This is a genomic window from Rhodovibrio sodomensis (assembly GCF_016583645.1).
Taxonomy (GTDB): Bacteria; Pseudomonadota; Alphaproteobacteria; order Kiloniellales; family Rhodovibrionaceae; genus Rhodovibrio; species Rhodovibrio sodomensis.
In genome coordinates this window covers 1-16,340 of the sequence record NZ_NRRL01000040.1, presented here as the reverse complement: position 1 = coordinate 16,340, position 16,340 = coordinate 1, and the positions used below count along the sequence as shown (strand labels likewise).

The following is a 16,340-nucleotide window of genomic DNA, read 5'->3' as shown; positions in this document are numbered from 1 at the left end:
GCGACGGCGTGCCGGGACCGCGGGGTTGCGCTCGTGCACCAGGGTTAAGCGCGAAGTGTTAAGAGGGTGTGAGCCCCCGTCGGACGGACCTTGGCGTGCGCGGACGCGTTGCACGTCCGCCGATCCGCACCGTGACATCGCCCGGCGGACCCACGGCAGCGGGTCCGCCGGCCTCACGCGGCTGTACGCGAGGTGCCGTACGCGAAGTGGGGCGACCACATCTGGAGTCCGCATAGCATGGGCCGTCCGCCACGTCACCCGTTGTGCGGCGCCCAAACGCCCGGCCGTCCGCACGACGACCGTCCCCCGCAACCGCGGCCCGAGCGCCGTGCGGCACGACCGACAAACGCAATCGCGCCGCCGATGTTCGCCGCCCGGCCTAGACGAGCCCACAGGTCGGGCGGGTTGGCGCGCGAACTATCGGCGAGCGCTCAACTGGCTTGCTACACCTGTATTGTCGGAAGAAAGGAGTTGGCTGGGGGACCAGGATTCGAACCTGGGCTACCTGGTCCAGAGCCAGGCGTTCTACCGCTAAACTATCCCCCAACCGGGTCCGCCCGAGCGAACGAACGGCGCGGACGCGCGGGTCGCCGAGGCACTGCCCGGCGCGCGGCATCCGCTATGTAGACGATGGGTCGGGGGGGATTCAACCCCCACAGGCTTCCCGAGATAAGAGGTGTGGGCCGCGGGTCCCGGCCGGCGCTGCGTCGCCGCGACGCCGCCGCCGGGCCGGGCGTGTCCGCGGCCGCCGGCTTGGCGGGGTGCGGGGATCGCGTTACGGTTTCGTTGCGAGTCGGCATCTGCCGGCGCGGTCGCGTGCGATTCGCAGGCGTGGAACCGGTCTCAATGCATTCACGGATACGAAGGAGACGGGCAGGTGGCACGCGCGCCGCGCCAGCGCCAGCGCCAGCAGGGACCGGCGGCCGCGCCGGCGCGGGCTTCGGCCGACCGGTCAGGCGCCAGCCCGTCGGAACCGGGTCAGTCCCGCGCCAGCCGGTCGGACGTCGGCCGGTCGGACGTCGGCCGGTCGGACGCCAGCCGGTCGGACGCCGGCCGGTCCGACCCCGGTCTGCCCGAAGCCGGCCTGTCCGAGCCCGGTCTCTGCGCAGCGGGGCGCGCGGGCTTGGGGGGCGGGGCGACCTGCTACGCCGCGATCGATCTGGGCACCAACAACTGCCGGCTACTGGTCGCCCGGCCGGCGGCGGACGGCTTCCGGGTGGTCGACGCGTTCTCCCGCATCGTGCGGCTGGGCGAAGGGGTCAGCGCCAGCCGGATTCTGTCGGAAGCCGCGATGACCCGCGCGATCGACGCGCTCGGCGTGTGCGCGGCAAAGGTCCGGCGCCGGCCCGGCTGCCGGCTGCGTGCGGTTGCCACCGCGGCCTGCCGTCAGGCGCTCAACCGCAACGCCTTCTTGGACCGGGTGCGGCGCGAGACCGGGCTGCGGCTTGAGGTGATCGACCCGCAGGAGGAGGCGCGCCTGGCGCTCGGCGGCTGCGCGCCGCTGTTGGACGCCGATGTGCCCAATGGGCTGATCTTCGACATCGGCGGCGGCAGCACGGAACTGTGCTGGCTGACCCTGCCGGACCGTCGGCTGGACGCCGCACCCCCTCAGGACGGAACCGGCGCGGCGATGGCCCCGGAGGCCCCCGATCTGGTCGCCTGGCATTCGATGCCGGTCGGCGTCGCCAACCTGGCCGAGCGGTTCGACGGCGCGCCCGACACCTGGGAGACCTACGAGGCGATGGTTGCGGCGGCCGCCGAGTCGCTGAGCGCGTTCGCCGGCGACCGCGAGGTGACTCGCGCGTTCGCCGGCCGGCCGGTGCAGATGGTCGGCGCCAGCGGCACGGTGACCACCCTCGCCGGCGTGGCCAAGGACCTGCCGCGCTACGACCGCCGGCAGGTCGACGGCTCGGAGATGTCCGCCGACACGGTGCGCGCGACCAGCCGGCGGATCGTCGCGATGTCGCCGGACGAACGCCTGCGCCATCCCTGCATCGGCCCTCAGCGGGCGGACCTGGTGATCGCCGGCTGCGCGATCCTGGAGGCGATCTGCCAGGCCTGGCCGGTCGACCGCCTGACGGTGGCGGACCGGGGCTTGCGCGAGGGCATCCTGTATCATCTGATGCAAGAGCGCGGCGAGCCGCTGGCGACCGTGCCGCCGCTCTAAGGTCCGCGCGGCGCGGCGGCCGGCGGCCCCCCTGTCACGACATCAGCATTGCCGGCACCGCCTGGCGCCGGCCAGGGCCCTGACGCCATGAGCGACGACGACAAGACCGGCCCGGAGGGCGGCAGCGGCCAGCGGATGCGCCGCCAGCGCCGGCGCGCGCGCGGTTCGAGCGGCCGCGGGGGCGGCGACGGCACCCGCCTGAAGCGCGCCAAGGGCCGCACCGAATCCTCCAAGCGCTGGCTGGAGCGCCAACTGTCGGATCCCTACGTCGCCGCCGCCCAGCGCGAGGGCTACCGGGCGCGCGCCGCCTACAAGCTGCGCGAGATCGACGACAAGCACCGCGTCCTCACGCCCGGTGCCCGGGTGGTCGACCTGGGGGCCGCGCCCGGCAGCTGGTGCCAGGTCGCGCTGGAGCGGATCGGCGACCAGGGCCGGGTGGTCGGGATCGACCTGCTGGAGGTGACGCCGCTGGTCGGCGTCACCCTGCTGCAGGGCGACATGACCGATCCCGGCACGCCGGAGCGGGTGCAGGTCGCGCTCGACGGGCCGGCCGACGTCGTCCTGTCCGACATGGCCCCCAACATGACCGGGCAGAAGCGGATCGACCAGTTGCGCGTGATCGCCACGGTCGAGGCCGCGCTCGCGTTCGCCGAGCAGGTCTTGAGCCCCGGCGGCAGCTTCCTCGCCAAGACCCTGCAGTCCGGCAGCGCGCAGGACCTGCTCGCCCGGCTGAAGCGCGACTTTGCCAAGGTTCGCCACGTCAAGCCGCCGGCGAGCCGGGCCGAGAGTGCCGAGACCTATGTGCTCGCGACCGGATTCCGCGGCGTCCCGTCCGACGATTGATCCGGGCGCAGTAAACGCCCGGGTCCGGCGCCGGTTCGACCCGCCCGGACCAATCCCCTGTTCCAGTTAATTCCTGGGTGGCGCAATCCCGCGAAGGCTGGTCGCAGGTTCGCAAGCCGCCGACCCCGGCATACCCCTTCATGGAAGATGAGAGCCTACGGGGACAGGAGCGCGCTTCCCGTCGGCCGGCGCGCCCGCCGGAGCCGTGGGCGCGACCGGTCAGGCGGCCAGGGTGGCGCGGCGGTACGACGTGCGCTCCTCGACGGACACGCGATTTCAGACGGGCCAGTCACGCGGCAAGACCTCCTTCCAGGCGGAGAGTTAGAGATGGCGAAATTTCCCGACAGCGCGAGCGTCGTGATCATCGGTCAGGGCGGTATCGTCGGCGCCTCGGTGGCGCATCACCTGATCGAGCGGGGATGGGACGACATCGTCGGCATCGATAAGTCGGCGATCCCGACCGACATCGGCTCGACCGGGCACGCGTCCGACTTCTGCTTCACCACCGCCGGTGATCAGATGACGATGTACACGACCACCTACTCGATCGAGTTCTTCGACAAGCTCGGCCGGTACGAGCGGGTCGGCGGCCTCGAGGTCGCGCGCTGGGACGACGACCAGCGGATGGAGGAGCTCAAGCGCAAGGTCGGCACCGGCAAGGCGTTCGGCAACCGCACTTACCTGATCTCGGCCGCCGAGGCGAAGCAGCGCATGCCGTTGCTCGAGGAGAGCATGATCCAGGGCGCCCTGTGGGACCCGGACGCGGGCCTCGTCGTGCCGCGCTCGCAGACGGTCGCGGGCGAGCTGGTCCAGGCCGGCGAGGCGAGCGGCAAGCTGCAGACCTTCGCCAACTGCCCGGCCACGGGCCTGGAGATCGAGGATGGCCGGATCAAGGGCGTGCATACCCCGCGCGGCTATATCGCGGCGGACTACGTCGTCGTCTGCTGCGGCCTGTGGGGCCGGCTGATCGCGACCGACATGGCGGGCGAGGACCTGCCGATCATGCCGGTCGAGCACCCGCTCTTGTTCTTCGGCCCGTACAACGAGTTCGAGGGCACCGGCAAGGACATCGGCTACCCGCTGCTGCGCGATCAGGGCAACAGCGCCTATCTGCGCGACACCGGCGACCCGACCACGACCGAGGGCGGCCAGATCGAGTGGGGCTATTACGAGGAGAAGGCGCCGCGCCTGGTCCACCCGCGCGACCTGTTGGAGAAGGAGCAGGCCCGCCTGTCGCCTTCGCAGCACGACCTGGACATCGAGCAGGTCATGGAGCCGCTCGAGAAGGCGATGGAGCTGACCCCGATCCTGGCCGAGCTCGGCTGGAACGAGAAGTGGTCGTTCAACGGCCTGTTGCAGGTGACCGCCGACGGCGGCCCGTCGATCGGCGAGAGCCCGAACACGCGCGGCCTATGGTACGCCGAGAGCGTCTGGATCAAGGACGGCCCCGGCACCGGCAAGGTGGTCGCCGACTGGATGACCGACGGGCGCACCGAGATCGACCACCACGGTATCGACGTCGGGCGCTACTACCCGATCCAGAAGACCGAGAACTACATCGCGGAGCGCTGCTACGAGACGGCGTTCAAGATTTACAACCCGCCGGTCCACCCGCGCGAGCCCTACACCAAGGGCCGCAACATCCGGCGCAGCCCGTTCCACGCCCGCGAGCAGGAGCTGGGCGGCTACTTCATGGAGATCGCCGGCTGGGAGCGTGCGCACGGCTACGCCGCCAACGAACAGACGCTGTTGGAGAAGTGGGGCGACCAGATCCCCGAGCGGCGGAACGAGTGGGACAACCGCCACTTCTGGCGCGTCTCCAACGCCGAGCACCTGGAGCTGTCGCACAACGTGGGCATGATCAACCTGTCCCACTTCGCGATCTACGACGTCTCCGGCCCGGATGCCGAGGCGCTGATGGAGTATCTGTCGGTCGCCAAGGTCGGCGGTAACACGCCGGTCGGGAAAGGTGTCTACACCAACTTCATCGATCTCACCGGCGGCATCCGCGCGGACCTGACCGTGGTGCGCCAGGGCGTCGACCGCTTCCGGGTGATCGACGGCGGCGACGCGGGCAACCGCGACTTCCTGTGGATGAAGCGGATGGCCGAGGACCGCGGCTTCCGCGCCTACATCGAGGACCGCACCGACCACTACGGCTGCCTGGGCGTATGGGGCCCGAACGCCCGCAAGGTCCTGCAGCAGCTGGCCGACCGGCCGGACGAGCTGGAGCCCGACCGGTTCCCGTTCGCCGCCTCGCGGACCTTCACGCTGAAGGGCATCCCGGTCACCGGCTTCCGGATCTCCTACGTCGGCGAGCAGGGCTGGGAGCTGCACTTCCCGTTCAGCTACGGCCTGAGCCTGTGGGACATGCTGTACGAAGCCGGCGTCCCCCCGGTCGGGATCGAGACCTACGCCAACAGCCGCCGGCTGGAGAAGAGCCTGCGCCTGCAGAACGCCGACCTCCTGACCGAGTACAACCTGGTCGAGGCCGGTCTGGCCCGGCCCAAGGTCAAGCCGATGGAGTTCCACGGCCGCGAGGCCTACGTCGCGCAGCGCGAGCGCAACCGCCAGCCGGCCTACCTGTGCACCCTGACCATGCAGGGGCAAACCGACGCGCGCGGCGTGGACCGCTTCCCGGTCGGCCCGTGGCCGCTGCTGGATCCGTCCAACGGCGACGTGCTCCGGGACGAGCTGGGCCGCCGGTCCTACACCACCTCGGTCGCCTTCGGCCCCTCGGTCGGCAAGACCATCGCGATGAGCTACCTGCCGTACAGCTACTGCAAGGAAGGCAACGAGTTGGTGATGGAGTACTTCAGCGAGCACTTCCCGATGAAGGTCGAGGCGGTCGGCAACAAGCCGCTCTACGACCCCGCGAACGAGCGCGCGCGGTCGTAGCTTCGGCGCCCATAGATTCCCTCTCCTCCAATGGGAGGAGAGGGTTAGGGAGAGGAGGGTGCCCGCGGCATCTATCCATGGCACCTCCTCCCCTAGCCCCTCCTCCCACGTGGAGGAGGGGGATTGGTTTGCCATGTCCCAGCACACCGCCGGGCCCGCCGGAGGCCGCGTTGACAGGGGGTAGGGCGGGTGCTATCCGCGCTATCAGCCGTATTTCCATTCGCCGACGACGACAGCGCTAGGTGCGTTCCATGAAAATCCTCTGCCCGGTCAAGCGCGTGCTCGACCCCTACGTGAAGGTCCGCGTCAAGCAGGACAATTCCGACGTCGACCTGGCCAACGCCAAGATGGCGATGAACCCGTTCTGCGAGATCGCCGTCGAGCAGGCGATCCGCCTGAAGGAGCAGGGGCACGCGAGCGAGGTCGTGCTGGTCGCGGTCGGCCCGCAGCAGTCGCAGGAAACGCTGCGCACCGGGCTCGCCATGGGCGCGGACCGCGGCATCCTGGTCAAGGCGGAGCCGGCGCCGGAGCCGTTGGGGGTGGCCAAGATCCTGAAGGCGATCTGCGACAAGGAGAGCCCGGACCTGGTGTTCGCCGGCAAGCAGGCGGTCGACGGCGACAACAATCAGACCGGCCAGATGCTGTCCGCGCTGCTCGGCTGGGCGCAGGGCACCTTCGTCTCCAAGGTCGAGGTGCACGACGACCATTTCCTGGTGACCCGCGAGATCGACGGCGGCCTGGAGCAGCTCAAGATCGGCCGGCCGGCCGTGCTGACCGCGGACCTGCGGCTGTGCGAGCCGCGCTACGCCTCGCTGCCCAACATCATGAAGGCGAAGAAGAAGCCGATCGACAACTACACGCCCGAAGACCTGGGCGTGGAGGTCGGCCATCGCCTGACCCTGCAGAAGGTCGAGGAGCCGCCGGCGCGCCAGGCCGGCATCAAGGTCGACAGCGTCGGCGAGCTGGTCGACAAGCTGCACGACGAGGCGAAAGTCATCTAAGCCGCGCGCGCTGCGGTTAAGACCGCAGCTGTTCCAATGCCCCGGCCGGGACCGTCCCGGCCGGGGCTTCTTGTTGGCGCGCACGGTACTTGCCCGCGGCAACCTCCTCCCCTTGCCTCTCCTTCCACGTGGAGGAGCGGAATTAGTTAAATCGCCCACCGCTGTTGTCGTATAACGACCGCATCGGCGGGTCCCTCTCCCTTGAGAGGAGAGGACAGGCGAGGGTTGGACTCCTCGGATGGCGCCGGGGAGTCCACCCTCACCCTCCCACGCGCTTACGCGCGCGGGCCCCTCCCTCTCCCCTCGAGGGAGAGGGGATTGGCGCCCGCCCAAGCATGGACACCGCCGGGGCGCTCACCTATTGTCCGCCCGCGTCCGCGCGGCTCCCCGGCCGCGGGCCGCGCGAACCGCCCGAACACCCGAGACCGCTCCCCCGGACGAAGGCCCGTCATGCGTCTGTCGCGCTATTTCCTGCCCACGCTGAAGGAAAACCCTGCGGAAGCCGAGATCGTCTCGCACCGGCTGATGCTGCGCGCCGGCATGATCCGCCAGGGCGCCGCCGGCATCTACTCCTGGCTGCCGCTCGGCAACGCCGTCCTGCGGAACATCGAGCAGATCGTCCGCGAGGAACAGGACCGCGCCGGGGCGAACGAGCTGCTGATGCCGACCATCCAGTCGTCCGACCTGTGGCGCCAGTCCGGGCGCTACGAGGACTACGGCAAGGAGATGCTGCGGTTTAAGGACCGGCACGGCCGGGAGATGCTGTACGGGCCCACGAACGAGGAGCTGATCACCGAGATCTTCCGCGCCGGCGCCAAGAGCTACCGCGACGTGCCGGCGATGCTTTACCATATCCAGTGGAAGTTCCGGGACGAGGTGCGGCCCCGCTTCGGCGTGATGCGCGGGCGCGAGTTCCTGATGAAGGATGCCTACTCGTTCGATCTGGATCAGGAGAGCGCCTTCCGCGCCTACCGCAAGCAGTTCGTCACCTACCTGCGGACCTTCGCGCGGATGGGCCTGAAGGCGGTGCCGATGGAGGCCGAGACCGGGCCGATCGGCGGCAACATGTCCCACGAATTCGTGATCCTGGCCGATACCGGCGAGACCGAGATCTTCACCCACCAGGACCTGCTCGACTACGACGTGCTGGGCCAGGATATCGACCTGCACGACGACGCGCAGATCAGGCCGATCGTCGACTATTGGACCGGCCAGTACGCCCGCACCGACGACATGCACGACCAGGCCGAGTTCGAGCGGCAGGTGCCGGCGGACAAGCGGGTCCAGCGCCGGGGCATCGAGGTCGGCCACATCTTCTACTTCGGCACCAAGTACTCCGAGCCGCTGGAAGCGACCGTCTCCACCAAGGACGGTGACAGCGTGCCGGTGCACATGGGCTCCTACGGCGTCGGCGTGTCGCGGCTGGTCGGCGGGCTGATCGAGGCGTTCCACGACGAGGCCGGCATCGTCTGGCCGGAGAGCGTGGCGCCCTTCAAGGTCGGCCTGATCAATCTGCGCGCCGGCGACGAGGCCTGCCGGCAGGCCTGCGACGACCTGCAGGCGAAGCTGGAGCAGGCCGGTCTCACCGTGCTGCACGACGATACCGAGGACAGCCCGGGCGCCAAGTTCGCCCAGATGGACCTGATCGGGCTGCCCTGGCAGCTGATCGTCGGGCCCAAGGGCCTGAAGGCCGGCACGGTCGAACTGAAGCACCGCGCGACCGGCGAGCGCGACGAGCTGTCGCCCGACGCCGCGCTTGCCAAGCTGGCGGGGTAGGGCGCCAGGCCGCTTCATGATCTTCGGAGCATTCGAACGCACGGTCGCCTTCCGCTATCTGCGGGCGCGCAGGAAGGAAGGCTTCATCTCGGTGATCGCCGGTTTTTCGCTGCTCGGCATCGCGCTCGGTGTGGCGACGCTGATCATCGTGATGTCGGTGATGAACGGCTTCCGCGCCGAGCTGCTGAATCGCATCCTGGGCGTCAACGGCCACATCACCGTCTACGCCAACGGCGGCGAGATTACCGGCTACGAAGACCTGGCGTCCCGGCTGGCGTCGATCGACCGGGTAACCCGCGCCCACCCGCAGGTGCAGGGCCAGGTCATGGTGACCAACCGCGGCGAGGCGTCCGGCGCGGTGGTCCGCGGCATGGCGCGCGAGGACTTGCTGGAGCGCGATCTGATCGCGGACAATGTAATCGTCGGCAGCGCGCAGGCCTTCGGCCGGAAAGGCGCGCTGGTCGGCCGGCGCCTGGCGAACAGGCTGGGCCTCTCCGTGGGCGACCAGATCACCCTGGTCAGCCCGCGCGGCAACACCACCGTGCTGGGCACCGTCCCCCGGGTGAAGAGCTTTGAGATCGCCGGCCTGTTCGAGGTCGGCATGTACGAGTACGACAGCTCGTTCATCTACCTGCCGCTCAAGCAGGCGCAGAAGTTCTTCCGCACCGGCGATGCCGTCAACGCGATCGAGATGTTCGTGAAGAACCCGGACGACGTCGACCAGGTGCGCCGGACGATCGGCGAGATGCTGGGCCCCGGCTACCGCACGGTCGACTGGCAGCGCGCCAACGCCAGCTTCTTCAACGCCATCCAGGTCGAGCGCAACGTGATGTTCCTGATCCTCACCCTGATCATCGTGGTGGCGGCCTTCAACATCATCTCCGGCCAGATCATGCTGGTGAAGGACAAGGGCCCGGACATCGCGATCCTGCGCACGATGGGCGCCACCCGCGGGATGATCATGCGGATCTTCCTGATCTCCGGCGCGGCCATCGGGGTGGTCGGCACGGCCGCCGGTTTCGCGCTCGGCCTGGCGTTCGCGCAGAACATCGAGACCATTCGCGGCTGGCTGGAGAACCTCACCGGCACCGAGCTGTTCGCCGCGGAGATCTATTTCCTTTCCAACCTGCCCTCCAAGGTCGACCCGCAGGAGGTCGCCACCGTGGTGGCGATGTCGCTCGCGCTGTCGCTGCTCGCCACGCTCTACCCCTCCTGGCGCGCCGCCCGCCTGGATCCGGTGGAGGCGCTGCGCTATGAGTAACGGGACCGGCGGCGCCGCGCTCGCGCTCGCGGAGCTGCGCAAGACCTTCCACCAGGGGCGCACCGACCTGCACGTCCTGAACGGCGCCGCGCTCAGCGTGCAGGGCGGGGAGATGGTCGCGCTGGTCGGCCCCAGCGGCTCCGGCAAGTCGACCCTGATGCACATCGCCGGCCTGCTGGAGCGCCCGGACGCCGGCCAGGTCGTGGTCCAGGGGCAGGACGTCTCCACCGCCGGCGACGGCGAGCGCACCCGGACGCGCCGGGCGCGGATCGGCTTCGTCTACCAGCACCACCACCTGCTGCCGGAATTCTCCGCGCGCGAGAACGTCGTGCTGCCGCAGATGATCGCCGGCACCGGCCGTCGCGCGGCGCGCACGCGGGCGGGCGAGCTGTTGGAGCTGGTCGGCCTCGCCGAGCGGATGGACCACCGCCCGGCCGAACTGTCCGGCGGCGAGCAGCAGCGCGTCGCGGTCGCCCGCGCGCTCGCCAACAATCCGTCCGTCCTGCTGGCCGACGAGCCGACCGGCAACCTCGACCCGACCACCAGCGCGCGCGTCTTCGACGTCCTGACCGCGATCGTCCGCGAGGCCGGCGTCGCCGCCCTGGTCGCCACCCACAACCTGGAGCTGGCGGGCCAGATGGACCGCACGCTGCGGCTGCAGGACGGCGTGCTGGTGGAGGCGTGAGGGCGCTCGCCCGTCCGCGATGGAAGCGCCTGCCATGCCAAACCCTCTCCCTTGAGGGGAGAGGGAGGGCCCGCGCGCGACAGCGCGTGGGAGGGTGAGGGTGGGATTCCTCGCCGTATGCCCGTGAGTTCACCCTCACCTGTCCTCTCCCGTCGAGGGAGAGGGACCCGTTGCTGCGGTCGTTATCCACAGCTCTGCCCGTAGCGCCGACTCGCCGCTCGGTGCCACACTCGGGCCCATGACCCACGCCGATTTCGTCCATCTGCGCGTTCACTCCGCCTATTCGCTGTCCGAAGGGGCGATCAAGCTGGACAAGCTGGTCGCGCTCGCCGCCGAGCAGCAGATGCCGGCGGTCGCGATGACCGATACCAACAACCTGTTCGGCGCGCTGCAGTTCGCCCAGGCGGCGATCAAGAAGGGCGTGCAGCCGATCCAGGGCTGCCAGCTGAACCTGGCGCGCGCGGACGCCGATCCCGCCGGCCATAGCGGCCAAACCGCGCAAAGCGGCCACAAGCCCGCGCCCGAGCCGATCGTGCTGCTGGCGCAAAGCGAGGCCGGCTATCGGAACCTGATCAAGCTGGCCTCCGACGCGCACCTGCAGACCGAGCCGGGCGAGCTGCCGCACGTCGAGTGGCCGCAGCTGGAAGCGCACGCGGGCGATCTGATCTGCCTGACCGGCGGGCCGGACGGCCCGGTCGGCCGGCTGCTGCGCGACGGCAAGCCGGAGGCGGCGGGCGACGTGCTGGACCGCCTGCACCGCGCCTTCCCGGACCGGCTCTACGTCGAGCTGCAGCGCCACGACCTGGCCGAGGAGGAGGCGTGCGAGGCGGGGCTGCTCCAGCTCGCCTTCGACCGCGACGTCCCGCTGGTCGCGACCAACGAGCCGTTCTTCCCGACCCGCGACATGCACGAGGCGCACGACGCGCTGTTGTGCATCGCCGAGGGCACCTACGTCAGCCAGGACAACCGCCGGCAGCTGACCCCGGAGCACTACTTCAAGTCGGCCGCCGAGATGCGCGAATTGTTCGCCGACCTGCCCGAGGCGGTCGACAACACGCTGACGATCGCCCGGCGCTGCGCCTACTTCCCCGAGCCGGTCGAGCCGATGCTGCCGCCCTACGCCACGGAAGGCGGCCGCTCGGAGGCCGAGGAGCTGCGCGCCCAGGCCGAGGACGGGCTCCGAAAGCGTCTGGAAACGGCCGTCTTCACCGGCGCGGAGGCCGACGACGCCGAGCGCGCGCGCGTCGCGCACCCCTATTGGCAGCGCCTGGAGCACGAGCTGGGCGTGATCGAGGGGATGGGCTTCCCGGGCTACTTCCTGATCGTCGCCGACTTCATCCAGTGGGCGAAGACCCACGACATCCCGGTCGGCCCGGGCCGCGGCTCGGGCGCGGGCTCGGTGGTCGCCTGGGGGCTGACGATCACCGACCTGGACCCGTTGCGCTGGAACCTGCTGTTCGAGCGGTTCCTGAACCCCGAGCGCGTGTCGATGCCGGACTTCGACGTCGACTTCTGCCAGGACCGCCGGGACGAGGTGATCCAATACGTCCAGGACAAGTACGGCCACGAGAAGGTCGCCCAGATCATCACCTTCGGCAAGCTGCAGGCGCGCGCGGTGGTGCGCGACGTCGGCCGCGTCCTGCAGATGCCCTACGGCCAGGTCGACAAGATCTCCAAGCTGATCCCGAACAACCCGGCCCAGCCGACCACCCTGCAGGAGGCGATCGACGGCGAGCCGATGCTCCAAGAGCAGCGCGACAGCGACGAAACCGTCGCCCGCCTGCTCGATGTCGCGCTGAAATTGGAGGGACTGTACCGCCACGCCTCCACCCACGCCGCCGGCGTGGTGATCGGCGACCGGCGGCTCGACGAACTGATCCCGCTGTACCGCGATCCGCGCTCGGAGATGCCGGTCACGCAGTTCAACATGAAGGACGTCGAGAAGGCCGGCCTGGTCAAGTTCGACTTCCTCGGCCTGAAGACCCTGACCGTCCTGCAGACCGCCTGCGAGCTGATCCGGAAGCGCGGCATCGACCCGCCGGACCTGTCCAACCTGCCGCTGGCCGACCAGCCGACCTTCGACCTCCTGGCCTCGGGCGCCACGATCGGCGTGTTCCAGCTGGAATCCCAGGGCATGCGCGACGTGCTCAAGCGCCTGAAGCCGGACCGCTTCGAGGACGTGATCGCCGTGGTCGCGCTCTACCGCCCGGGGCCGATGGACAACATCCCCTCCTACATCAGGCGCAAGCACGGGCAGGAGCCGGTCGACTACCTGCACGAAGGCCTGCAGGGCGTGCTGGAGGAGACCTTCGGCATCATGATCTACCAGGAGCAGGTCATGCAGGCCGCCCAGGAGCTGGCGGGCTATTCCCTGGGCGAGGCCGACCTGCTGCGCCGCGCCATGGGCAAGAAGATCCAGGCGGAGATGGACGCCCAGCGCGAGAAGTTCACCGAGGGCGCCAAGGCCCGCGGCGTCACCGCCCAGAACGCCAGCGCGATCTTCGACCAGATCGCCAAGTTCGCCGGCTACGGCTTCAACAAGTCGCACGCCGCCGCGTACGCCATGGTCGCCTACCAGACCGCGTATCTGAAGGCGAACTATCCGGTCGAGTTCATGGCCGCGACCATGACCTACGAAATGGCCAACACCGACAAGCTGAACGTCTTCCGCCAGGAGCTGAACCGGATGGGCGTGCGCCTGTTCGGCCCCGACGTGAACCGCTCCCGCCCCGACTTCGACACGGAGGAATACACCGACGCCGAGGGCCACGCGCGCCTGGGCATCCGCTACGCGCTCGCCGCGCTGCGCAACGTCGGCCACGCGGCGATGCAGGGGCTGGTCGCCGAGCGCGACAGAGGCGGCGAATTCCGCGATCTGGCGGATCTCGCCCAGCGGCTCGACAGCAAGCAGATCAACAAGCGCCAGATCGAGCAGCTGGCCTGCGCGGGCGCGTTCGACCAGATCAACCCGAACCGCCAGCAGGTCTACAAGGCCGCGGACACGATCGTCCGCCACGCCGCCGTCGCGGCGAGCGAGCGCAACTCCAACCAGGTCTCCCTGTTCGGCGGCGGCGGCCTCGGCGGCGGCGGCGGCGGCGCGCAGGAAGCCCCGCGCCTGTCGCTGCCGAAGGTCGAGGACTGGCCGGACATGGACCGCCTGCGCACCGAGTTCGAGGCGATCGGCTTCTACCTCTCCGCCCACCCGCTGGACAGCTACGGCCAGACGCTAGAGCGCCTGCGGGTCGCCAAGTTCGGCGACATCCCGAAGCTGATGAAGGTCGAGCCGGGGCGCAAGAAGGCCGCCGGGATCGTCGCCGGCAAGCAGGAGCGCCGGACCAAGACCGGCAACAAGTTCGCCATCCTGTCGGTCTCCGACCAGTCCGGCGTCTACGAGGTCTGGGTGTTCACCGAGGTGCTGAACAAGACCCGCGACCTGATGGTCCCCGGCCAGCCGGTCCTGCTCACTTTAGAGGTGCAAATGGGCTCTTCGAATGGGAACGGGGGCGACGACGTCCGCTTCACCGCCCAGGAGATCGAGGACCTCGACCAGGCCGCAGCCAACGCGGCCGCGGGCCTGCGCGTCTACCTCCAATCCCCCGACCCGCTGCCCCACCTCAAGTCAATCCTGGCCCGCGAGGGCCGGGGCCGCGGCAAGGTCTCCGTCGTCCTCGACCTCGACCACGGCGAAGAGGTTGAGATGGAACTCCCCGACAGCTATAAGCTGTCGCCCAACGCGCGCCAGGCCTTAAAGAGCATCCCGGGGGTTGTGGTGCAGGATGTTTAATGCCCAAACGGTCTTGGACACGCATAGCCCCAAGCACGCCGCTAAACAGGAAGCGCCGTTAGATGGCGAAACCGAACATACACTTTAAGATCATACCACGCATGACGGCCACCGGCCGGCATCCAAATAATACTGTTATCTTGCAGGAAGACCGTTGGAATGATTTTGGATATCAAACTCTATTCCAGATGTACTTATTCCATGACAATGAAAAAATTGCAGTTGGTGACGTAAAAATTTGTGAGAAAAATCAAGGAGACCGTGTGCCACTAGGCACGTTCTTCGACCTGACAAACTTCAACGAACTCAGTGACGATTTTTGTTCTCTTGGCCAATCAACGGAATATTACCGTATACTGATAAACTTGAACCACGACATCGCCATCGAGATATTAAAACGGCTCAGAGACTGTTCTATCGACAAAAATATTTACGATAATTTCAAAGAACTCAATGTATTCCGCACTTCACTCTTGAGGCTATCATCGGCCGCGGAAGCATTAGACAAAGCACGAAGTATTATATTTGGTGAACAGCAGGAGGTAGTACGACACTTTACGCTCGACTACAGGAATTCCGAAAGTCAATTTGACGATTATATCGTTTTTGATTTCGAAAAAACATCACTGTTACCGTCGCAAATAAATCTATTGGTTGGTGAAAATGGGGTTGGAAAGACCCGTATGATGTCAGACATCGCGTTCCTGATGACTAATTACTCGGGCGGACAAACGAGCGCCCAATCAGATATACCGACGGAAGCTCGTCTTGATCAAAGGCCAAGTTTTTACCGTTTGATCGCAATTTCATTTAATGCGTTTGATCATTTTGCTATTCCAAAAGGATCAGATGATCGGGACTTCGAGTATTACTATCGAGGCCTAAGGGCGCGGCCTAGCGATTCTAACGATACTGAGAGTGAAGCGAACGCGGTTCAATCCCGGCACACAGAGTTAAAGTCTCTATCTAAGCTACTTTCGGAAATTTCAGATTCGATGGCGGCTATTTCGAAAGATAGTCAACGTTCGGAAATGTATAAAGATTTCTGCCGGCGCATTTTCCCCAAATGGTTGTATGCTGATGATGAAGAGTTTTTCGATATCGCTATTTATAATGAATTATCCGCTGGTCAGAGAATATGTTTGAATATTGTTAGTGGACTGGTTCAGCTGATTGACAACGAATCCCTTATATTATTTGATGAGCCGGAAAACCATCTCCACCCGATGATGATGTCAACAATTATGAACATATTTTTTGATTTATTGAATCAGTATAGCGCATGCGCGATTATCGCTAGTCACTCGCCGATCGTTGCGCAGCAGGTCCCTAGCAGATATGTTCAAGTGATACACAGAGACGACTATTTTTCACGATTCATTACACCGCCGAACTTTGAAACATTTGGTGCAGGAGTTGATGAGCTAACCAGTCAATTGTTTGAGGCACACGAATATGAGCGAGACTATAGGCATTTGTTCATGAAAATGTTGAGCGATACCGGAGATAATATAGCTGCTGTGGAGGAGGCGTTTGGGGGTGAGTTGACTCCCAATGCTCGGATGGTTCTAAGACAAATTTATAAGAGCCGGGGCAATTAATATGCGGTGTGTCGGTCCGGTCCAGGCCTGTCACTCTGATTTACAAGCTGAGATTGTTGCCCGGAAATCGTTAGCTTGTCGCGAAAGGATCGAGAATGCTTGGGAGTCGTGGACGGCGCGGGTTGAGGAATTTCGCCATGGTCAGGCCCGAGTTCGCGGTGGCTAGAAAGACGGCCGGAATTTGCCGCCTCAATCAGGGGGGTTACACAGAACAGGTTCGTGGCGTGTCTCTAGGCAGCGTCCGAGACCGCCGTCACGCTGAGCACCTTGGAAGGGGCTTGAACCCGCAGTTGCCGAAGGGTTTGGGCCAGCTCGCCGCTGACC

The 16,340-nt window shown here is 66.8% G+C and carries 9 protein-coding genes and 1 tRNA gene; 9 read left to right on the top strand and 1 reads right to left on the bottom strand.

Translation table 11 applies throughout. From position 1 onward, the window contains the following. Positions 1-472: 472 nt before the first annotated feature. A tRNA-Gln gene (locus CKO28_RS14375) sits at positions 473-546 on the bottom strand. Positions 547-877: 331 nt separating this feature from the next. Here CKO28_RS14375 and CKO28_RS14370 point away from each other — a divergent pair. The 9 genes from CKO28_RS14370 to CKO28_RS14330 all read left to right on the top strand — a co-directional run bounded on the left by CKO28_RS14370 (position 878) and on the right by CKO28_RS14330 (position 16,016). Next, positions 878-2,167 (top strand): Ppx/GppA phosphatase family protein, encoded by a 1,290-nt coding sequence (locus tag CKO28_RS14370; RefSeq protein WP_338050137.1) that lies wholly within the window; start codon positions 878-880, stop codon positions 2,165-2,167. 87 nt (positions 2,168-2,254) lie between these two features. Then, positions 2,255-3,010 carry an RlmE family RNA methyltransferase gene (locus CKO28_RS14365; RefSeq protein WP_437127633.1) on the top strand — a complete coding sequence of 252 codons (756 nt, stop codon included), beginning with the start codon at positions 2,255-2,257 and terminating at the stop codon, positions 3,008-3,010. Between the two features lie 327 nt (positions 3,011-3,337). Further along, complete coding sequence (locus CKO28_RS14360; RefSeq protein WP_200341486.1) at positions 3,338-5,908, top strand: GcvT family protein; 2,571 nt, start codon at positions 3,338-3,340, stop codon at positions 5,906-5,908. 251 nt (positions 5,909-6,159) lie between these two features. Beyond that, on the top strand, positions 6,160-6,909 hold the full coding sequence (locus CKO28_RS14355; RefSeq protein WP_200341485.1) for an electron transfer flavoprotein subunit beta/FixA family protein: 750 nt from the start codon (positions 6,160-6,162) through the stop codon (positions 6,907-6,909). A gap of 450 nt (positions 6,910-7,359) precedes the next feature. Next, on the top strand, positions 7,360-8,685 hold the full coding sequence (proS, locus tag CKO28_RS14350; RefSeq protein WP_200341484.1) for a proline--tRNA ligase: 1,326 nt from the start codon (positions 7,360-7,362) through the stop codon (positions 8,683-8,685). A gap of 16 nt (positions 8,686-8,701) precedes the next feature. Beyond that, complete coding sequence (locus CKO28_RS14345) at positions 8,702-9,946, top strand: lipoprotein-releasing ABC transporter permease subunit (protein WP_200341483.1); 1,245 nt, start codon at positions 8,702-8,704, stop codon at positions 9,944-9,946. Then, on the top strand, positions 9,939-10,631 hold the full coding sequence (locus tag CKO28_RS14340; RefSeq protein ID WP_200341482.1) for an ABC transporter ATP-binding protein: 693 nt from the start codon (positions 9,939-9,941) through the stop codon (positions 10,629-10,631). The genes CKO28_RS14345 and CKO28_RS14340 overlap by 8 nt, the downstream gene beginning before the upstream one ends. 238 nt (positions 10,632-10,869) lie before the next feature. Further along, positions 10,870-14,415 (top strand): DNA polymerase III subunit alpha, encoded by a 3,546-nt coding sequence (gene dnaE / locus CKO28_RS14335; protein ID WP_200341481.1) that lies wholly within the window; start codon positions 10,870-10,872, stop codon positions 14,413-14,415. Between the two features lie 62 nt (positions 14,416-14,477). Continuing rightward, a complete protein-coding gene (locus CKO28_RS14330) occupies positions 14,478-16,016 on the top strand; it encodes an AAA family ATPase (protein WP_200341480.1) in 1,539 nt (512 codons plus the stop codon). Positions 16,017-16,340 lie beyond the last annotated feature (324 nt).